We start from the raw sequence: 20,904 nt of genomic DNA, 5'->3' as shown, positions 1-20,904 counted from the left end.
TCGCCGTTAAATAAGCGCTCAAACGAGCTATACGTAAAAATAGAGCACTGGCTATTAAAGTTTGAAAGCAAAACTCGTTTAGCTGAAGAGCTACCTGTTAACCTAAACGATACTAAAATAGTCATTTTTGGTATGGGACGTATTGGTACTGGTGCTTATGAAACAATCAACGCGACTCACCCAAATGTTGTTGCAGGCATAGATATAAAACCTGAAGTGGTAGATAAGCACGTTAACAGAGGCCGCAACGTATTAATTGCTGATGCAACAGATCCTGACTTTTGGCAACGAGTAAATCATTCGCAAGTAGAAATGGTCATGCTTGCAATGCCAAAGCATATGCAAAATATTTTTGCGCTAGAGCAACTACAAGCCTCAGGTTATAAAGGCCAAGTAACAGCTATTGCAAACTACCCTGATCAACAAAAAGAGCTAGAAGAAATGGGTGTTCATTCTACTTATAACTTTTACTTAGAAGCAGGTAGTGGTTTTGCAGAGCACGTTAAACAAGAGCTATTTAACGAATAATCACTTTTTATAACGTCTATAAATAACAAAGCCTTAAAATCATTAAGGCTTTGTTATTAGTTTTTAAATGAAAAGCAATTCTATTTACATTCCTTTACAAGCCATTTCACCACGACCATAAAAAACAGGTAGACTATCCATGTTGGTTAAATAAAACCCCATGTTCTAATAATAACTTAATTAGATCCCAGCTAATTAAAGTTCAACTAGGTTTATATTAATCAACAAAAAATTATTAAATCAGAGGGCCTACTCCCTCGCAAAATAGGCTGTTTCTTGCCCGTCACAGCCTATTTTATATTTCTAAAATCCCTTACACTTACGCAGACTTTAAAACCTAAGTAACTCTTATGGATCCAAAACAATTAAAAATAGCTGTAAATACAACGATGCCTTTTGGGAAATATGCTGGGCGCCCTTTATTACTACTACCAGAACCTTATTTGGTGTGGTTCAAACAGCAGGGATTTCCTAACTCGAAACTTGGTAGCCAACTAGCGATGATGTATGAGGTTAAACTAAATGGCCTTGAGCAAATGTTAATGCCATTACTTGAAAAAAATAAAAAATAATTGAGAACTTTTTTAAATACTTGCGGTCTATTATATTGCTACTTGTTGATTTTGGTTTTTAACCGCAAAAAAAGCGCCTTAGGCGCTTTTTTTATGTCTTAAATTTAAGAGGTAAATATACAATAAATTTAGCACCACCTAAGCTTGAGCTTTCTGCTTTACACTCTCCTTGGTGCCACGACACAATTTTAGCAACTATAGCAAGCCCTAAACCAAAGCCACCAGTGTCCTTGCCTCTACTTTTATCTAATCGAGTAAAAGGCTTAAATACGTTTTCTCGCTCAACGGGGTCAATCCCTCCACCATCATCTTCAACAATCAATACTATGTGAGTTGCCTCTTGTAGCAATGAAATTTTGACTTGTTGATGAGTGTATTTGAGCGCATTGCCAATTAAATTTTGAAATACTCGCGCCATAAAGTGGCTATCACAGTAGTAGTTTAAATGCTCAGGGAGGTTTATAGAGAGCGTTGTTCTAGCTTCAAAATTTAGCTTTTCAACAGTGGTTTTTACCAGCCCAGCTAAATCGCAGTTTATTGGCTGTAAACTTGGTTGTTGAGAGTCTAATCGCGCGTATTCAAGCATTTCAGAGACAAGTGACTCAAGCTCGCTAATGTCTGTTTGCATGTTTGTTAGGTATTTTTCGCCTTTTTCGTCAAGCATTTGTTCTTGTAGCATGACTATTGCAAACTTTAAACGTGCTAGTGGTGTTCTAAACTCATGCGACACCGATGAGGTAAGCTCTTGCTGCGCACTAAGTAAAAACTCAATACGTTGCTGCATTACCTTTAATGTATCAGTTATAGGTAAAAAGAAAGACTTAGAAGAGTCATTTAGTTGAAAGTCTTGCAAACCCTCTACCGCTTCACACGCTTTACGTAGCTTTGCAAAGTCACGCCAGAGTAAAAAGCTCCATAGCCCAACTGGTATACCTACAATAATAAGTAGTAATAAATACGGCCAAACAGAAGATGATTCTTGCGTTAATACGCCTACCGGTCCTACTTGAAGTAATGAATCATTACCGAGATCTACATACCAAACAATGCGTTGTTGCTTATCATACAAATATAAGTAGTGGTTTTGATTTAGCTGCGATTGTTGTTTTTGAGGAAGTATTAAATCACGTCGTTCAATCACTTTACTTTCAAAGTTATGCTTTAGTTTTTTAAGACCATTTGGGGTTTGTGAAAGCAACCACAGTGATTGCCCAAACTCATCGTCTAAGAAGACCTGCTGCTGCGACTCTTCATAGGGCCACAGCTGCTCAATAACACCACTTACAACAAATAATGAAACAATGATATATAAGTATAAGCTGGTAAACAGTTTTCCCATTACAGCCGATTAACCTTAAATAGTTCTAAAGATCCCATGCATCAGAAACAAATAAATAGCCTTGTCCCCATACGGTTTTTATACGATACGGCTTATCACTATTATCGCCTAATTTTTTACGAATTCGTGATACGCGTACATCCACAGTTCTATCAAGTCCGTCGTATTGACGGCCAATCATATGTTGGTGCACATGTTCTCTGCTTAGTACTTCACCCGCATTTGACGCTAATAGCCATAGTAGTTCAAACTCGTGCGAAGTTAATACAATCTCTGAATCACTTAGTTTTACAATACGGCTTGTTTTATCGATGACTAAATCACCAAACTGCAGTTCTTCACTAGACTTTACTATTGGTTGCCCACGTCGTAGTAATGCATTGATCCGCGCTAGTAATACACGTGGCTCTGCTGGTTTTATTACATAATCATCAGCACCAAGTTCTAAACCAAGCACTTGGTCGAAGTCTTCACCTTTAGCAGTCAACATTAAAATTGGTAGAGTAAATTTATCTCTTACTTGGCGGCAAACGCTAAAGCCATCTTTACCTGGCAGCATAACGTCTAGAATCATTAAATCGGGTGTATTGTTTTCTAGGTAATTAAACACTTCGTCACCACGCTCTAACACTTCGACTTCAAGGCCATTATGTTCAAGGTAATCTTTTGTTAGCTGTTGTAAACCGAGATCATCTTCAACAAGTAAAATTTTTGGCATTAGTTGCTCCTAAATTAAAAAAAGCTCCACGGAGAGCGAAGCCTACGCCTATTTTTTTTAGCATGGGCGCTTTGTACTTCAACCTGTGTTTTTGCTATTAACACACCCGTATGAGGATTGATTAAGGAGTATATGGTCTCCACCTGAACACGCGCTTTATAATTAAATTGCCCAGAACGCTGCTGCTGCCAGCATTGAAGTAGTTGTTCTTGTTGATACAAACAGACATCACTATAGGTGTTTAATAGCCATTTAAACTGTAAATCAAGATCGCAAAAATCCTGCTGTTCGGAAACCACGCAGACTTTTGGAGAAACACTAAAAACAGGGGTTTGTGCCACACTAAAACCACTAAAAAAAGTGGTAATAAACACAACTAATATTGAATACTTCATATTAAAAAGTACGATCGAATCCTATAAATGCAGTCATTGAATAAGTACGTTCAAAGAGCGGACTGCCATCCATAGCCGAATAGTCGTAATATGCTACATGAAAACGAAGAGAGTCAGCCTTACTCAGTGGCCAACGGGCGTCGATTTTAGCATAAGGTTGCCAACTACTACCAACGTCTATTTTGCCAAATTGAGTTTCACCCTCATTAAGTCCATAAAAATAGCTATTTAGTTCCGCAGATTTATAGTTTATTCCAAGTGTTGGCTTTATTTTAAGCTTTCCTAGCACAGTATGATATTGCCACTGCAATGCACCGCGTACACCTCGATAAACATCGGTTATATCATGCAGAGCCTGAACTGAAAAAACATGGTCATCATTTACATAGTGATATGCAATACCCGCATCCAAGGCAATTTGCCGTTTATGCAAATTATCAATATCAGCGTAGCGAGAGGACGAGGCTTCATTTTGCATTACAAACTGATTATTAAGAGCACTACTTTGCAATGCAAATACATTTTTAGGGTGCCAGTCTATAAAAAAGCGAGATTCAGAGTTGAGTTCACTAACTAGATTAAAGTGATGCTTTGGGGATTGTGAAAATGAATAGCCAAGGCGGCCATTATCAAAAAACCATTGCTCTGCATAAAACGCAATTTGTGGAATAAGCACAAGCGGAATATTATCTCCACCATGCAAAGGGTTGGTTATAACTCCAGCCCCAACGCTTAAACTCAAATGCAGGCGATCAGTTGTTATATCTTGCTCTGTATAATCGTCAGCATGCTTGCTTGCCTGTGTTGCTTGCACCGAAAGGCAAGCAAACAAAGTGCTAAAACATAGAGCAGTTAATAAGGAGAAGGAATACCGCATCAGCGTACATCAAAGTATTAAATTAAGTAAGTTCCCCATACTAGCAAGGTCTTTTTAAACTAGCTCTAGCTGGTTACAATTATTCACAATTTGTATACAAAAATGTTAACTTTTGTGTTTTTGAAGTGACAAACCCTTCAAATTAGTTATGTGCGTTGGCTAAGCTGGCACTGCTTTGAGAAACTTTGGAAATGAGGGATAACCTCGCAAATGCTTTAATTCAAATAAAATCTGCAGGAAGCCAACTCTAACAACTTTTTTTTATTAACCTTACAAGCTACTAGGTTACCAAAGTTAATAGCGGCTTTAGCCGTAATAAATCAAGCTTCTGATGCTTATTAAATATCAGGGGCTATTTCTATTCGGTTTCGGCCATGTGTTTTTGCGATATATAAGGCTCTATCTGCACGCTCAACTAAAACTGAGCTATTAGTAAATGGACGTAAAATAGCTAAACCAAAACTTGCAGAAATAGCACGTTTAGCTGTTATATCATGCTTTTTACGAATCGCTAATTTCGCAATAGCTAAACGTATACAATCGGCAAACGCTATTATATCGTTAATAGTGTCAAAATAAGCTGTTATACAAAACTCTTCGCCACCGTATCTATATATATTTGCTGTTTCAGTTGTATTTTCTCTCACTTTTTTGGCAACTAACCTCAACACTTCGTCACCCTTTTGATGACCAAAGTCATCGTTAAAACGTTTAAAGTGATCAATATCAAACATAATTAGTACGGCAAGAGAATCTTCCTGTGCTTTCTCTGAGTATTCAAAACAAAATTTTACGATATCTGAATCAAACTTACCTCGGTTATAAAACCCCGTAAGCGTGTCGGTATCAGCTGCTTCTTTTGAAATATTAAGTGCTTCTTTTAAATCTTTTATTTCGTTGTAAGCAACAGCTAACTTAGTTTGAAATTCTCTAGCATAATCCTGCATAGCAATAGAATCGTCGGTTAAGCGCTCTACACAACCTAATATTTCATTATAAGAATTTACATCAGCAAGCATATTTAATTCATTTTGTGAATCAACTAAACTTGTTGTAAAGCTTTTGGAATGCTCAAGCGTGGTGCTTATATCTTGCTGGACTTGCTCCATAGTTGTATGGAACTTTTCAGTCATTTCTTGAAAGAAAGCCAGATCGTCTTGCGTTAAATGCTTATCAAAAATTTCTTTTGCTTTGTCTTGTGAGCATGTTTGTTGCTCAGCAATAACATGGTCTAATTCAGCATTTAATGAAGGGTTACTCCCTTGAATGTAACAGTACCAAATTGCATAGTTGATAGGCGTAACCGGCATGCGGTATTTTACCATCAAAGGAATCGCCTTTTTAAGGCATTGAGCAGAATGAGCAAGTGATACGGCGTGGTTCATAAATAAACTCTCAAGCGTCATTGTTTTTATTATTAGCACTCAATGTTAAGTAATAGTAAACTCATACGCAACCTATATTAATACTATTTAACTAATTTGCTTGCTCTGTGTGCATATTAAATTGCTTTTGCTTCTAAAGTTTGCGCAATATTCCACAACGCACTGATTGCAGGGTCATTTAACTCTTTTCTTAATACCGCCAAACCGATATCAAACCCTTCAGGTGCTTGCATTTTTGGTGTTAGGATTTGTACCTTATCTTGCAGCGGGCTGTTATCTAGCACTATTTTAGGGACCATTGCGACGCCTAGCCCTAAGCTCACCATAGATACCATTGCTTCATGTCCTGCAACTTGGGCGTAGATTTTTCCGTGAATATTATTTTTGCGCCACCAGTGCTCTAACCTTTGGCGAGAAAAACCTTGTTCTGGGACAATAAACTCTAAATCAGACCAATTAATGTCATCACTATTTTGTGTAAGCTTTTGTGTGATCGGACATTGAATTTTTGGGCCAATTAATAAAAGTGGTGAGTGCCCAATATCAACAAAGGCAATTTGCGACGGTAATTTATTAGGCTTAGCTGCAATTGCCATTAATTCGTGGCCATCTAGGACACGATTTATAGCAAGTGCTGGGTCACCGGTATTTAATGTTATTTCTATGTACTGATGCTGCGCACGAAGTTGTTCTAATATTTGATGTAAAAAACTATAAGATGCAGTTACAGAACAATAAATACTTACTTTGCCGTAAATATGCTGTTGTGGGTCTTTTACATTCGTTTTAAAACGTTGCCAATTAGCAAGCGTTGCCGTTGCGTAATCAATAAAGGACTCCCCCTCACGCGTTAATTTAACGCTTCGGTTATCGCGGATAAACAATGCTACTCCAACTTCTTCTTCCAAATGTTTTATATTTCGGCTCAAAGTGGGTGCGCTTATGTGGCAAAGCTCACTTGCGCGCCCAAAGTGAAGTGTTTTAGCCAACGCTAAAAAGTAGTTTAAGTGCTTATGTTCCATCCAACCCCCTGCATTTCATATTATGAAACACTTTAATTCAAATATATCATTTTACGCAAGCAACGATTTTACATATGGTGTTTGTAAGCGCAGTAAACATTGCGCATCTAACAAACATGACTTTATAGGACACTAACAATGGCGAATTATTTCAATACCTTACCTTTACGCGAGCAATTAGCGCAATTAGCGCAATGTGAATTTATGGACGCAGGCGAATTTGCCGATGGCGTTGATGCACTTAAAGGTAAAAAACTAGTTATTGTAGGCTGTGGCGCACAAGGTTTAAACCAAGGCTTAAACTTACGTGACTCTGGTTTAGATGTTTCTTACACATTACGCGCATCAGCTATTTCTGAGCGTCGCCAATCATTTTTGAACGCATCTGAAAACGGCTTTACTGTTGGCACTTACGAAGAACTAATCCCAACAGCTGATGTAGTACTTAATTTAACACCAGATAAGCAACATACTGCTGTAGTAAGTGCAATTATGCCGCTTATGAAAAAAGGCTCTACACTTGCCTACTCTCATGGCTTTAATATTGTTGAAGAAGGCATGCAAGTACGTGAAGACATTACTGTAATCATGGTTGCGCCTAAGTGTCCTGGTTCTGAAGTACGTGAAGAATACAAACGCGGTTTTGGTGTACCAACTCTAATTGCTGTTCACCCAGAAAATGACCCTCAAGGTCATGGTTTAGCACAAGCTAAAGCGTATGCAGCAGGGACTGGCGGACACCGTGCAGGAGTACTTAAATCATCATTTATTGCTGAAGTTAAGTCAGACCTAATGGGCGAGCAAACCATTTTATGTGGCATGTTACAAACTGGCTCTATTTTATGTTTTGATAAAATGATAGAAAAAGGCGTTGATGCGGGTTATGCATCAAAGCTAATTCAATACGGCTGGGAAGTAATTACCGAAGCACTTAAGTACGGCGGCGTTACAAACATGCTTGACCGCCTTTCAAACCCTGCAAAAGTAAAAGCGTTCGAACTAAGCGAAGAGCTAAAACTAATTATGCGCCCGCTTTATAATAAGCATCAAGATGACATCATCGACGGCACTTTCTCACGCACTATGATGGAAGACTGGAATAACGATGACGTAAACTTACTTAAATGGCGCGCTGAAACAGCAGAGACTAACTTTGAAAAGACCCCTGCTGGCGATGTAGAAATCTCAGAACAGGAATTTTTTGATAACGGTATTTTAATGGTAGCAATGGTAAAAGCAGGTGTTGAACTTGCTTTTGAAACCATGACAGCAGCCGGTATTATTGAAGAGTCAGCTTACTACGAGTCTTTACATGAAACGCCATTAATTGCTAATACTATTGCACGCAAAAAGCTTTTTGAAATGAACCGTACAATTTCTGACACTGCAGAGTATGGATGTTACCTATATAACCATGCATGTTTGCCATTACTTGCAGATTTTATGAAAAAAATTGATACAGATGTCATTGGTAAAGGCCTTGGCGAGCACAGTAACCAAGTTGATAACCAAACATTAATTCAAATTAACGCCGCCCTTCGTGAACACCCAGTTGAAAAAGTAGGTGCTAAATTACGTGGCTACATGTCAGCAATGAAAAAGATTGTTTAACCCTAAACGATAAATGTTTCGCTTGTTAGAAACCAAGCCCATATGCTTTGCTTATGGGCTTTTTTATGCATATTCATAAAACTTTAACCATAACACGCTACCTTCTATTCATTTCACAGTAGGCAATATCTAGCTCTAAATAAATAATGTGCTAGTATAGTCCTCTACTCAGTTGTAAAATTAACTAATATCATGACGATACAAAACCTTTCTATTACTCAAAAAATCACAGCTTTAGGCAGTGTTATTGCTATATGCGTAGCGGCACTGATTGGCTTGACCTCTTTATACAGCTCTAAAGACATAATTGAGCAACGTATGATCGAGTCAGAGCTACCTAGTAAACTGCAAACAATCAGTAATCATATAGGCGGTGAAATTAATGAGTTACTTGGTGCTGCTCAGCAACTATCATCAAACGAATTTGTTTTACAGTGGGCTCAGTCTAGTAATCAAGACGACACCTTATTATTAAAAGAATTAAATCGCGTTGCCCAGCAATACGATTTAGCAACAGCATCTTGGGCAAATAGAGACACTGCACAGTACTGGAACCAGAATGGGTTTTTGCGTGTGTTAAAAAATGATGCAGCCGATGGCTGGTTCTTTGCTTTTAAGCAATCAAAACAACCTTATTCTATCAGTATTTATCAAGAGTCAGCCAATGATGTGAAAATGTTTGTAAATCATCAGCAAGCTAATGGTACTGGTTTAGCAGGTCTTGCAAAAAGCATCACTGATATGCAAAAGCTATTACAGCAATTTAAAATTGAGCAAACAGGTTTTGTATTTATTGCAGATAAAAATGGATTAATTCAACTTCATAAAGATGCCAATAAAGTAGCAAAAGCAAATATTGACGATTTATATACTGCAAATATTCACAGCCAACTATTTAATAGTAATGGCTTTGCACTAGAAGAAATTAGCTTAAATGGCGAACCTACTCTTATAGCTGCAACCCCAATTAAAAACACTGACTTATATGTTGTAGCTCAAGTACCAAAAAGTGAAGTATTCGCAAGTGTAAACACCCTACAATGGCAAATATTTACTTTTACAGTAATTACCGCGTTAGTTGCTAGCTTGATTAGTTACTTACTTGCTCGCTCTCTTTCATCTCCACTTTCTAAAATGGCTGAGTTATTTTCACGCTTAGGCTCTGGCGATGCAAACTTAGCGTACCGCTTACCAGAATCAAGCCAACCAGAGCTCAACAATCTAAGTAATGGCTTTAACCAGTTTATAAATAAAATAGAAACAGCGATTACTCAAGTTGCCAGTGAAAGCCACGATATTCGCCAAAGTTCTGATCATGTATTTGAACAGGCAAAACGAAACTCGCAAGCAATTGATAATCAAAAAGAGCAAACAATATCTGTCGCAGCAGCTATCAACGAAATGGGCGCTACAGTGCAAGAAATAGCACAAAGCGCAGCGAATACAGCTAAGTTAACCGATAACAGCCGTGAGAACACCATTCAAAGCCACAAACAAGTATTACAAAGCCAGGCAACTATCTCAGCCCTAGCTAGCGATATTGATGGCATAACAGAGCAAGTTACTTTGCTTTCTAAAAAAACGGTTGATATAGCAAGTATTGTGGATTCAATTAGAGGGATATCGGATCAGACTAATCTACTTGCTTTAAACGCGGCAATTGAATCTGCTCGCGCAGGTGAGCACGGCCGAGGCTTTGCTGTTGTTGCTGATGAAGTACGCGCTCTGGCAAACCGTACATCGCAATCAACCACCGAAATTCAATCTATGATTGAAGAGCTTACAAGAATATCTGATGATGTAGTTAACGATATTAGCCAATCAAAAGATAAAGCGCAGCAAAGCGTTGGAGCCATGCAAAGCTCAGTAGAATTACTCGATGCGATAGCCGAAACAGCTAATCAAATAAACGATATGGCTACGCTTATTGCAACTGCAACTGAGCAGCAAAGTAATGTGGTTGCTGATGTAGGTCGTAACATAGAGCAAATAAGTGAAATTAGCGATAAAGCAATGAGCGAGCAAATCAATACAGAGCAAGCTATTCGTGACTTGGCAAACAGCGCTCAAACACTCGATGCACTTGTCGCTACCTTTGAAAAACATCGCTAAGCAGCTATAACTGCTATATTTCCTTTGTGAGCAAAAGCTATATTAAAAGCTAGCTTTTGCCCACAGCGAATACGGTTTAATCTAAATAAATTAACTAAATGATTTTAGTGTCGCCGGTATTAAATGCTAAAACGTATGCTTCTTTTTTGGCTCTAGGGAGCTTTTTTAATTGATACTCAAGTTTACTTGCTTCACTTTTATTACCAACTTGTTGTTGATGAATAAGTAAAAGCGGCCCTTTCCCTCTAAGGTTTTTGGCCCCTTTGCCGGCTTGATGAGTTGCAAAGCGTTTTTCAACATTAGTCGTGATCCCTGTGTACCAATGACCAAATCGTGTCTCAACTATATATAAAAACCAAGTAGACTCCGTTTTTAAAATATTCGTTTCGATGTGCTGTAAACTTTTTTCATTATTTATGGTCAAAACATTACCTTAACGCCCTTAACATAAAACAATTGCTTAAAAGGGTTTTACCTTCAGTGACTAATCGGTATCATGCAGATTATAAAAAATAAGGATCACAACTAACAATGCAGTCGTTAAAAACTTTTTCTCTTTGGCTTATCGTTGCTTTAACACTTAGCTCAGCAGCAGGTTGCTCTAGCTGGGTATACCGAATTAACATCCCACAAGGCAACTTTTTAGAGCAATCGGATGTTGAAAAACTTCGTGTAAATATGACTCGAGAGCAAGTTGTTTACGTATTAGGCAGACCTATTGCCGAAGACGCCTTTGATAACAATACTTGGCGTTATATTTACAGCTTTAATAAGGGCCGTAAAAACGAGCAAAATAAAGAGTTAGTAATTAACTTTGAAAATGAAAAGTTAGTTTCAATCTCAGGGGATTATGACCAACCTGAAAACTTTACTACACCGCTCGAGCAATAAATTTCTCAAGTGGTAAAAAAAGGTGAGCATGGCTCACCTTTTTTATTGGTTTATTTAAAAGCTTTTACCATTTTAAACAACGTTAGCGTGTGATTTAATCCGTTAAATTTTTCCACGTTTATACCGATTTGCGTTACTTTTCGAGTGGGCGGCCACCCGTTATTTTATTTGCACGCCCCTCTTCTTTAGCTTTTTCTGCACGCTTTCTACGCGCATCTTTAGGGTCTGCAATTAATGGACGATATATTTCTATACGGTCACCGTCTTTTAATTCATAGTTAGCTTTTACAGTTCGATTCCACACACCTAACGTTAGCGATGTAGCATCTATCTCAGGGCACTTTTGTATAATACCTGACTTAATAACAGCTTGCTCGACTGTAGTCCCTTGTGGCACTTCAATTGATAAACACGTGGCCGTGGTTGGTAATGCAAAGACCACCTCAACATTAATCATGCTCTCGCTCCATAAACCTGTTTTGCACGTTGAGTAAATGCACTCACCATATTTTTTGCAACATCGTTAAAAATCTTACCAAAGGCAAGCTCTATTAACTTATTTGAAAATTCAAATTCTAGTTGCAAGTGAACTTTACATGCTTTGGCGTCAAGCTCTTGAAAGTGCCAACGTCCTTTTAACATCTTAAATGGTCCATCAACAAGGCTTAGTAACACTGTTTGCTCATCAACAAAGGTGTTTTCGGTGGTAAACCACTTTTTTATACCCGCCTTGGATATTTCTAAACTCGCGGTCATGTTATTATCATGCTGTGAAACAATTTTTGAGTCTGAGCAATTTGGTAAAAACTGCGAATAAGCTTCTACATCATTAACTAGATCAAACATCTCTTTAGTGCTGTACATAACCAGCGCACTTTTTTCTATTTGTGGCATACTCACTCCCAACTGTGTGGGCGAATTTTAGCAAGCTTTGCGCGTTTCCCCAAATTTTCATGCTGCTTAAATTAAAGCTTAATTTTTAAAAGCATTATTAAAAAATCGATGTAAAACATCTCACATTACGTATATTATAGGGCACTATGGCTAAGAAAAATTCATCAAAATCGACAAGTAATACCATCGCGCTAAACAAAAAAGCGCGACATGAGTATTTTTTACACGATAAGTTTGAAGCAGGTGTTGAACTACAAGGCTGGGAAGTAAAAAGTATCCGAGCAGGTAAGGTAAACATCACCGAAACTTATATTCATCTTAAAAATGGCGAAGCATTTTTGCTTGGCGCGCAAATCCAACCACTTAATAGTGCATCAACCCATGTAATTTGCGATCCGTTGCGTTATCGTAAGTTACTATTAAGCAGACGCGAACTTGACCGTCTACTCGGTGCAACAGAGCGAGATGGCTATTCATTAATAGCTACAGCTATGTACTGGAAAAAATGTTGGGTAAAACTTGAATTTCATCTAGCAAAAGGTAAAAAGTTGCACGATAAACGTGACGACGGGAAAAATAAAGATTGGTCTCGCGAAAAAGAACGTTTAATGAAACACAAAGTATAAGCACAACGCCTAACTAACAAGTTAGGCGTTTTTTTTATTAAAAAAAACCAACTATTATTTGTTTTATTAATATACAACAAGATTACTATTTATTCAGAATACACATGTAAATAATTTATTACAATTTTATTGTGAATTAATTAATTTAATTATTACTCGTATTTAGGCTGTATTTGTTATTTCCAAAATAAAGCATATGCGCCTATTTCAACCTTCTTCAGCGCATAACATCTGTTTTAAAATCATCCAAAAACACACAAAAAACCATACTAAAATCACATTTCAGTCTAATTGCTAACACTTAAGTTACATGATATTAATGTCGTCGCTTGTTATATCAATCCGCTTAAATATGGGATTTATTTAACAGTTTAAAAAGGATTGGTATAGAGCAACTAAATTTATAACATATCAACAAGGACTTAAGGATGAAGCAATCAATTGCATTTACACCTAGCTTAATTGCAGGTGCTACAATCGCACTTTCAGCAGGTTTTACAACAACAACTTACGCTGCTGAAGAAGCTAAAAAAGTAGAGCGCATTGAAGTAACTGGCTCACGAATCAAACGTTCAGATATCGAAGGACCTTCTCCGGTTCAATCAATCGCAAGAGCTGATATTGAGAACATGGGTTATGACAACCTACAACAACTCCTCGAAAGAATGCCTGTCGCGGGTAGCGGTACTTTCTCAACACGTGGTAACAACCAAGACTCAACTGCAAATGGGTCTGCTGCTGTTAGTTTACGTGGCTTAGGTGCTGATGCTACGCTCGTACTAATCAATGGCCGTCGTGTATCTATTAGTGCATTTGCCGAAGGTATCACAAACTCATTTGTAGATATTAACAGTATCCCAGTTTCTGCCATTGAGCGAATCGATATACTAAAAGATGGTGCTTCAGCTATCTACGGCTCAGACGCAGTGGCGGGTGTGGTAAACGTTATCTTGAAAAAAGACATTGACGGTGTTGAAGTTAATTTGGGCTACGGTGGTACTGATGGTCCAAATTATGAAGAAACAACAGCAAGTTTAGTATGGGGTACTACTAGCGAGAAAAGTAGCGCATCAGTTATTATCGATTACTTTAAAAATACATCTCTTTCTTCTGATGAAATGGGCAGCTTAGGTACAGCAAATCAATCACCTTATGGTGGCGAAGATTTTCGCTCATCTCGTGGCTTCCCTGGATATTTTTATGTAGACGGTGTTAAAACAATTGATCCGGCTTGTCCTGCTGAAAATGCAACTTCAAGCGGCAGTTGTTTATTTGATTACGGCCCCTACGGTTATATCGCACCAGCGTCTGAACGCGTGGGTGCTATTTCTCAATTTGAATATAACTTTGATAATGGCATTACGGGCTTTTTAGAAATGGCAGTACAGCACAATACGTCTGTTGCGGCCGGAGCCCCTACTCCACTTGATGAAGATGCAGGCTTAACTGTCCCAGCTAGCCACCCTAACAATCCATTTGGTGAAGACATTCAAATTGGTCGTTACCGTACAGTTGATGCTGGCGCACGCCAATGGGATATTGAATCAGATACTCTTCGCTTTGTTGCAGGGCTTAGAGGTGAGTTTAATGACTGGAGCTGGGAAACCGCTGTACAAAAAGGCCGAAGTAAATCTTTGCAAACAGGTGATAGAACACAAGGTTGGGTGCGTACTGATTTCTTACAACAAGAAATTGATGCAGGAAACTACAATCCATTTGGTGGCACATACAACGACCCTGCTGTAATTGATCGTATTACAACAAGCTTAGTGCGTCGTGGTGAGTCTCACATGACTTCCTTTGATGCAAACATTACAGGTGAAGCATTTAGTTTTGGCGATGATGTAGTAATGATGGCTGCAGGTATTGAGTACCGTGAAGAAGACGTTAATGACATTCCAGATGATCAATTTCAACGTGGTTTAATATTTGGCACAGAGTCTGTATCTGCATCTGCAGATCGTGAACAATACGCCGCCTATGTCGAGTTTTCTATCCCTCTTGCTGATAATTTAGAGCTACAACTTGCTGGCCGTTACGATGACTACAGTGACTTCGGTACAACAACAAACCCTAAAGTAGCTCTTCGCTGGGCGCCTACTGATGAAATCACAGTGCGTGGCTCTTGGGCACAAGGCTTTAGAGCGCCTTCTTTGGCACAAGTTGGTTTAGGTCCATCTCAAGAAAGCCAATTCTTTGTAGATACATACCGATGTGAAGCAACAGGCCTTGATTGTGATGCACTTGATTACAACATTGAATTTGCTGGTAACCCTGACCTTGAAGCTGAAGAATCAGAATCATGGAATGTCGGCTTTATTTGGGCGCCTTCTGCTGAGTTTGGTTTAAGTGTCGATGTGTGGAGCATCACTCAAGATAACAAAATTGATGAGCAAGAGTTTGGTCCAATTTATAACTCTGAGTGTAATAACCAAGATAGTACTGTATGTGTGCGCTTAACACCTACAGGTGGCGATAGCTTAGGAACAATTCAAAAAATTTACAGCACATTTGAAAACGTTTCTTCGCAAGAAGTATCTGGGGTCGATGTTTCAGCTAACTACAATCACTCACTTGATGACTTAGGTTTATTGAAATTTAATTTAGAATGGGCATACCAAGATAAATTTGAAAAAGATGGCCGCGATTACACCGGTGAGTATGGCTATCCAGAGCACCGCTGGATTTTCTCTACAAACTGGGAAATTGGCGAGTTTAATACAAACGTAAACATCAGTTATGTAGGTGAGTTTGAAGATACCCCAGATATTGATTTTGACGGTAATTTAGACTTTGATAGCAATACATCACGTATGGTTGATTCGCAAACATTGGTAGATTTACAAACATCTTATCGTGTTACTGACTCAACTAAAGTATCGCTAGGTGTAAATAACTTATTTGATGAAGAGCCACCATTTGCAATTGGTGATGGCGACGCTGATCTATACGGTTATGCTTCAGGTGTACACAACCCTAGAGGCCGATACTTCTATACTAAAGTTAGCTTCTCGTTTTAACTTTGCGAGCTTATTTTAAAGTGAGCTAACGCTACAAATAAAAAAACCNGGTTTTTTTTATTTAAAACTAAGGGCTAAATTATAGCTCGCCTTCGTTTTCAGATAAGAACTTAGCAACGCCTTCAGGGCTTGCGTCCATACCTTTTTTACCTTCAGTCCAACCAGCAGGACATACTTCACCGTGCTCAGTATGGAACGCTAGCGCGTCAACCATGCGAAGCATTTCGTCTATGTTACGACCTAGTGGTAAATCGTTCACTACTTGGTGACGTACGTTACCTTCTTCATCAATTAAGAAAGAACCACGGAACGCAACACCCGCTTCTGGATGCTCAACGTCATATGCTTTACAAATTTCGTGTTTAACGTCTGCAACTAGTGCGTATTGAACTTTACCAATACCGCCGTCTGCTACAGCAGTGTTACGCCATGCGTTATGTGAGAATTGTGAATCGATAGAAACACCAATTACTTCTACGCCACGCTTTTGAAACTCTTCAAAACGCTTATCAAATGCAATAAGTTCAGAAGGACATACAAACGTGAAATCTAGTGGGTAAAAGAAGATAACTGCTTTTTTACCTTTAATTGTTTCATGAAGGTTATAGCTATCTACAATTTCACCGTTACCAAGAACAGCTGCAGCGGTAAAGTCTGGTGCCTGGCGGCCTACTAATACACCCATTTTATTCTCCAAATATTTTGAGTTTGTTTTCAATTGCTTTCGCAATACTGGTACTTATATGGGCGCTAAAAATTAAAAACCAATAGCGCATACATATAATTAATTGGCATTCTAAAGTTATTCACTGCAAAAGAACAATCGCATTTAACGATGTGAGCAATCGAAAATACCGAACACTTGCAACTTGCACTAATGTGCTTAAATAATAGGTCTATTTTAAAGGGTAAGTTGCGTTGTAACTAAGTAGAAATTTTAAAAATATCGAAGTGGTTTATACATTAAACTTTTTAGAATTTCATATAAGGTGGCGCTAAATTTTATAGATATAAAAAAACCTGCAAATGCAGGTTTCTCGCTTAGACTTAGTCCATTATATCTGAGGGCATATCACCACGGATTTTTTGCCAAATCTCACCTGTTTGATGACCGTATTTACGCATCATCGAAATAGCACCATCATGCTCTTTATTTTCTGCCAAAATGGTTAAATCTTTATAAAACTGACGAGCAAGTTCACGAGTTCCGGCATCAGAGAAGTAATGACAACCAATCTTTGAATAAAAGCCTCTAAAACCATTAAGTATTAATACATAAATACGGTTATTACCCGCAACGGCTAATTCGTGATGCACTTTATAATCATAGTCAGCAAATGCTTGAGCGGTGTCTTCTAGCTCATGGCTTTGTGATAAAATTTCAATCACGCGTTCAGGATTTAACTTAATTGCAGCACGTGTATAAATAGCACTAATATTAGTACGTGCAGATAAAAGCTGATCTGTCAGCTCTGGCATCTTGTCTTCATCTAAGCGCGCTAATGTTTCAAGAATGTTTAAGCCAGACGTTTCCCAAAAGTTATTTACTTTTGTAGGTTTACCATGCTGAATTGTTAGCCAACCATCACGTGCTAAACGCTGTAATACTTCTCTCAAGGTTGTTCTTGTAACACCAATTAACTCTGAAAGTTCTCGCTCGGCAGGTAAAATTGAACCTGGAGGGAAATCGCCGTTCCAAATGGACTCAACTATATATTCTTCAGCAAATCCTGCTGGGCTTTTCGCTTTAAAAATTCTCATCCAGTTCCCACTCGAATTAATCAACACTCATCGTTTTACACGAATAACTGACTGATTGTACCAGACGAAGCACAACTAACAAGTAAAGTAATATATATTAATAATGATCATACATATCAAAGGTGAGATTGTTGCACAGCGTGAGATTTTTGGCTTGGTAAAAAGATCAGAATTGGCTTTTAATTGAACGCACAGTCCATATATATAAAAATTATAATCACACGTATATCAAGGGCAGCTATGTGTAAATACCTAACGTCAGCTGAGTGCCATGAGCGGACGTTCGTAACGCCTCAATCAGAGGCAAAAAATAGTTGGTTAAAATTAGCGACGCAGGAGCAAAACCAACTGTTTTTTGTCCTGCTGAATTGACTTGATACTCATTGAGCCTCCTCCCTAGCATCGCGATTATTCGCTACGCAGAAAAGGCAACCAACCTTACAGGAGAAAGCTCAATGAACTTTTACAATAACATGCATCCATATTATTGTGGAATCGATTTACACGCGCGATTACTTTACGTCTGTATCATTGATAATACAGGACTTATCCTTGTTCACAAGAAAATTAAAGATGACCCAGAAGCACTACTAAAACTACTTAAACCGTATACCGGTAACATTGTGGTTGGCGTAGAATGCATGCATTGCTGGTATTGGGTCGCTGACTTTTGTAAAGAACACACTATCGACTTTATTCTCGGTCATGCGTTATATATGAAGGCGATTCATGGCGGTAAAGCCAAAAACGATAAAATAGATTCATATAAAATTGCCAAACTCATCCGTGGGGGAAACTTCCCACTTGCTTATGTGTATGACAAAGATATGCGTGCTACGCGCGACTTATTACGCCGAAGAACTAAAATTGTTCGCCACGGAGCTGATTTAAAAGCCCATGTCGCCAATACCGCCAGCCAGTACAATTTACCTGCCCACAACGTGAATTTAAAGAACGTCTGCGACAGAGAAAAGATGCGCTACTACTTCCCTGACCGCGTTGTGCAACGATCCATTAATTTAAATATGGCCATACTCGATTGCTATCACAGCGAGCTTAAGCCTTTAGAGCATTATATTGAACAAATGGCCAAGCAACACAATCCTGTTCACCTTAATATCTTGCAAACAATAAATGGTATAGGCCGCATTCTCGCACTTACCATTATTTATGAAATTGGTGACATTAATCGCTTTTCAAGCCTACAAAAGTTCGCTTCATATAGTCGGTTAGTCAAATGTAAAGCAGAGTCTGCCGGCAAAACCTATGGCACCCAAGGTAACAAAATTGGCAATGCACATCTAAAATGGGCGTTCTCCGAAGCCGCTGTATTGCTGCTGCGTCACAATCACAACGCCAACAAATACCTCGAAAAACTACAAAAACGAATGAGTAAAGCCAAAGCACTGTCAGCGCTTGCGCATAAGCTTGGTCGCTGTGTTTATTATATGCTTAAAAAAGAGACGGTATTCGATGAAGCAAAATTCTTAAAGAGTTAGTCACGGTATTGAGTGAGCTGAACATCTAACTGGATATAAGGCTGAGCATCAATCAATTAGGTGAGTTAATAACCAACAAGGTTTAACCTGATTATATGCCTACAGACCTAAGCCACTTGTCTTGATTAGACGCTCAGTACGCGTGCATTAATACAATAAACAAAGTCGCTTACACCTGACTTGAGCCTGAAACTAACTGGATCATAATGATGAAACCAGCCGCCTTGAATAGTGCCATGATGAGGTTAACCGATGAATGTCTAGTGCCCCAGCAACCCCAAAAGGATATGGGAAAAAGCTGGCTGCGATGAGATCGCAATAAGAGAGCCTCTATATGTGTTTGCCGTAAGCTACTTACTTAACAGCCGCATCGACATACGAAGTAAACGAATTTGTTTATTGATTTAGAATTGACCGTCAATTTATAAAAACGGTCAAAAAGAAAACTAATGCCTATTGACAGAGTTAAGGCTCATATGTGTTAGTACCCGACGTACTGCTTTAACAACCCCAAACGAAATATAGGGTGAGCTCTTTCACTTAACCCCATTTCCAGAAGACTATCAATGTGAGAGTCAATTTCTTCAGCCGACAATTTGCTCACATAAAGATGCTTATATAGCAAACCGTAATGTAAGCGTCCGAGCAACGACACCTAGCAGAGTGGATTTAATTAATAGAAAATATCGTCAGTTTCTACTGGAGGTATTATGCAAAAAAGAACCCTTAATGACTGGCAAAAATTGATTGAGCAGCAACAAACCAGCGGCTTATCTATTGTCGCATTTTGTAAAGAAAACATGTTACCCACTTCAAACTTTTATAAATATCGGTCTAAGTTACAAGACGCTGCAAAAGCACCTAAATTGGTGAAAGTGCAAAACAAAGCCATTCCCCATAAAGTGAATGCCTCAATCACGTTATCTCATGGTGAAACTCATTTAACTATACCAACCTCATCTGAGCCTACATGGGTGGCTAATTTAATAAAGGCGCTGCAAGCATGAACATGTTTATTGATGTGCCCGACGTGTACCTTTGCAATCAGTTTGTCGACTTCAGAAAATCCATTAATGGCTTAGCGGCCATTGTTGAAAGTGAACTCGAACTGTCAGTGCTATCCGGTGCCGTGTTTGTTTTTTGTAATAAAAGCCGAGATAAGCTGAAGATATTGTATTGGGATAACACAGGCTTTGCCCTGTGGTATAAACGCCTCGATAAGCACAAATTTAAATGGCCGAAAAACCTCAGCGCCGACACCCTAAACTTAACCGAGCAACAATTACACTGGTTATTATCTGGGTATGATGTCATAGGGCATCAACAAATCAACATCGAAAACGCTAGCATTATTTAGATCGTCGCGGGATCAATATTAACCATCGCATTAAGCTAGTTTACGGTAAAAAACATTATAAAATAGAAGGATGAATATTGATGTTAACCGCCTTCCAAACGATCCGGCGTTGCTTAAAAAGCTGTTGGTAGAGCACGCTGAAAAGTTAGCGCAAGCGACTGCGAGAAACCGGTATCTAGAGGAGCAATTCCGCCTAGCGCAACAAAAACAATTTGGTAAAAGTACCGAAGGCTTTGACGCACAAGGTGAATTGTTTAATGAAGCCGAAGACATCATTGAGCAACCTGATGAGCTTGC

The 20,904-nt window shown here is 38.6% G+C and carries 21 protein-coding genes and 1 pseudogene; 11 read left to right on the top strand and 11 right to left on the bottom strand.

Annotated elements, in window-relative coordinates; genetic code table 11:
* Both L652_RS0108135 and L652_RS0108130 read left to right on the top strand, forming a co-directional pair.
* Positions 1 to 528 (top strand): NAD(P)-binding protein (locus L652_RS0108135; protein WP_024603397.1); only part of this gene is annotated, 528 nt, incomplete at its 5' end.
* A 350-nt stretch (positions 529 to 878) separates the two neighbouring features.
* Positions 879 to 1,100: a DUF3820 family protein gene (locus L652_RS0108130; protein WP_024594942.1), complete on the top strand. Its 222-nt coding sequence runs from the start codon at positions 879 to 881 to the stop codon at positions 1,098 to 1,100.
* A 91-nt stretch (positions 1,101 to 1,191) separates the two neighbouring features.
* Here L652_RS0108130 and L652_RS0108125 read toward each other — a convergent pair whose 3' ends face one another.
* The 6 genes from L652_RS0108125 to ilvY form a co-directional block, all read right to left on the bottom strand.
* The gene (locus tag L652_RS0108125) at positions 1,192 to 2,439 is read right to left on the bottom strand and encodes an ATP-binding protein (RefSeq protein ID WP_024594943.1); all 1,248 of its coding nucleotides are present in this window, start codon (positions 2,437 to 2,439) and stop codon (positions 1,192 to 1,194) included.
* Between the two features lie 25 nt (positions 2,440 to 2,464).
* Complete coding sequence (locus L652_RS0108120) at positions 2,465 to 3,157, bottom strand: response regulator (RefSeq protein WP_024589922.1); 693 nt, start codon at positions 3,155 to 3,157, stop codon at positions 2,465 to 2,467.
* Between the two features lie 14 nt (positions 3,158 to 3,171).
* Positions 3,172 to 3,552: a DUF3019 domain-containing protein gene (locus tag L652_RS0108115; RefSeq protein WP_024594944.1), complete on the bottom strand. Its 381-nt coding sequence runs from the start codon at positions 3,550 to 3,552 to the stop codon at positions 3,172 to 3,174.
* Between the two features lies 1 nt (position 3,553).
* Positions 3,554 to 4,366: a MipA/OmpV family protein gene (locus L652_RS0108110; protein ID WP_024594945.1), complete on the bottom strand. Its 813-nt coding sequence runs from the start codon at positions 4,364 to 4,366 to the stop codon at positions 3,554 to 3,556.
* A 401-nt stretch (positions 4,367 to 4,767) separates the two neighbouring features.
* Complete coding sequence (locus tag L652_RS0108105; protein WP_024594946.1) at positions 4,768 to 5,814, bottom strand: GGDEF domain-containing protein; 1,047 nt, start codon at positions 5,812 to 5,814, stop codon at positions 4,768 to 4,770.
* 116 nt (positions 5,815 to 5,930) lie between these two features.
* Complete coding sequence (gene ilvY, locus L652_RS0108100; protein WP_024594947.1) at positions 5,931 to 6,836, bottom strand: HTH-type transcriptional activator IlvY; 906 nt, start codon at positions 6,834 to 6,836, stop codon at positions 5,931 to 5,933.
* 138 nt (positions 6,837 to 6,974) lie between these two features.
* Between ilvY and ilvC the strand changes: the two genes are divergently transcribed.
* Together ilvC and L652_RS0108090 are read left to right on the top strand one after the other, a co-directional pair.
* Positions 6,975 to 8,447: a ketol-acid reductoisomerase gene (gene ilvC / locus L652_RS0108095; RefSeq protein ID WP_004335714.1), complete on the top strand. Its 1,473-nt coding sequence runs from the start codon at positions 6,975 to 6,977 to the stop codon at positions 8,445 to 8,447.
* Between the two features lie 192 nt (positions 8,448 to 8,639).
* Positions 8,640 to 10,559 carry a methyl-accepting chemotaxis protein gene (locus L652_RS0108090; RefSeq protein WP_024594785.1) on the top strand — a complete coding sequence of 640 codons (1,920 nt, stop codon included), beginning with the start codon at positions 8,640 to 8,642 and terminating at the stop codon, positions 10,557 to 10,559.
* A gap of 94 nt (positions 10,560 to 10,653) precedes the next feature.
* Here L652_RS0108090 and L652_RS0108085 read toward each other — a convergent pair whose 3' ends face one another.
* Positions 10,654 to 10,983: a GIY-YIG nuclease family protein gene (locus L652_RS0108085; RefSeq protein WP_024594786.1), complete on the bottom strand. Its 330-nt coding sequence runs from the start codon at positions 10,981 to 10,983 to the stop codon at positions 10,654 to 10,656.
* Between the two features lie 107 nt (positions 10,984 to 11,090).
* On the opposite strand from L652_RS0108085, the gene bamE reads away from it, so the two are divergent.
* A complete protein-coding gene (gene bamE / locus L652_RS0108080; RefSeq protein WP_004335706.1) occupies positions 11,091 to 11,450 on the top strand; it encodes an outer membrane protein assembly factor BamE in 360 nt (119 codons plus the stop codon).
* 133 nt (positions 11,451 to 11,583) lie between these two features.
* Here the strand turns inward: bamE and L652_RS0108070 are convergent, their stop codons facing one another.
* Both L652_RS0108070 and L652_RS0108065 read right to left on the bottom strand, forming a co-directional pair.
* A complete protein-coding gene (locus L652_RS0108070; RefSeq protein ID WP_024594787.1) occupies positions 11,584 to 11,907 on the bottom strand; it encodes an RnfH family protein in 324 nt (107 codons plus the stop codon).
* Positions 11,904 to 12,344 carry a type II toxin-antitoxin system RatA family toxin gene (locus tag L652_RS0108065; protein ID WP_024594788.1) on the bottom strand — a complete coding sequence of 147 codons (441 nt, stop codon included), beginning with the start codon at positions 12,342 to 12,344 and terminating at the stop codon, positions 11,904 to 11,906. The genes L652_RS0108070 and L652_RS0108065 overlap by 4 nt, the downstream gene beginning before the upstream one ends.
* 146 nt (positions 12,345 to 12,490) lie before the next feature.
* On the opposite strand from L652_RS0108065, the gene smpB reads away from it, so the two are divergent.
* Both smpB and L652_RS0108055 read left to right on the top strand, forming a co-directional pair.
* Positions 12,491 to 12,970 (top strand): SsrA-binding protein SmpB, encoded by a 480-nt coding sequence (gene smpB, locus L652_RS0108060; protein ID WP_004335699.1) that lies wholly within the window; start codon positions 12,491 to 12,493, stop codon positions 12,968 to 12,970.
* A 428-nt stretch (positions 12,971 to 13,398) separates the two neighbouring features.
* Positions 13,399 to 15,990 carry a TonB-dependent receptor gene (locus tag L652_RS0108055; protein WP_024594789.1) on the top strand — a complete coding sequence of 864 codons (2,592 nt, stop codon included), beginning with the start codon at positions 13,399 to 13,401 and terminating at the stop codon, positions 15,988 to 15,990.
* 79 nt (positions 15,991 to 16,069) lie between these two features.
* On the opposite strand, the gene L652_RS0108050 is transcribed toward L652_RS0108055, so the two are convergent.
* Positions 16,070 to 16,675, bottom strand: coding sequence for a peroxiredoxin C (locus L652_RS0108050; RefSeq protein WP_007378637.1), 606 nt, complete (start codon positions 16,673 to 16,675; stop codon positions 16,070 to 16,072).
* A gap of 362 nt (positions 16,676 to 17,037) precedes the next feature.
* On the bottom strand, positions 17,038 to 17,751 hold the full coding sequence (gene fadR / locus L652_RS0108045; RefSeq protein ID WP_004335692.1) for a fatty acid metabolism transcriptional regulator FadR: 714 nt from the start codon (positions 17,749 to 17,751) through the stop codon (positions 17,038 to 17,040).
* A 455-nt stretch (positions 17,752 to 18,206) separates the two neighbouring features.
* On the opposite strand from fadR, the gene L652_RS0108040 reads away from it, so the two are divergent.
* The 4 genes and pseudogenes from L652_RS0108040 to L652_RS0108025 form a co-directional block, all read left to right on the top strand.
* Positions 18,207 to 19,250 (top strand): IS110 family transposase, encoded by a 1,044-nt coding sequence (locus L652_RS0108040; protein WP_024596140.1) that lies wholly within the window; start codon positions 18,207 to 18,209, stop codon positions 19,248 to 19,250.
* Between the two features lie 710 nt (positions 19,251 to 19,960).
* A complete protein-coding gene (locus tag L652_RS01000000123500) occupies positions 19,961 to 20,257 on the top strand; it encodes a hypothetical protein (RefSeq protein ID WP_024596032.1) in 297 nt (98 codons plus the stop codon).
* Positions 20,254 to 20,607, top strand: coding sequence for an IS66 family insertion sequence element accessory protein TnpB (gene tnpB, locus L652_RS0108030; protein WP_024596033.1), 354 nt, complete (start codon positions 20,254 to 20,256; stop codon positions 20,605 to 20,607). The genes L652_RS01000000123500 and tnpB overlap by 4 nt, the downstream gene beginning before the upstream one ends.
* 70 nt (positions 20,608 to 20,677) lie before the next feature.
* A pseudogene (locus L652_RS0108025) lies at positions 20,678 to 20,904 on the top strand (IS66 family transposase); the annotation flags it as partial.

Source organism: Pseudoalteromonas sp. TB25 (assembly GCF_000497995.1).
GTDB lineage: Bacteria > Pseudomonadota > Gammaproteobacteria > Enterobacterales > Alteromonadaceae > Pseudoalteromonas > Pseudoalteromonas distincta.
This window is presented reverse-complemented; position numbering and strand designations above follow the sequence as displayed.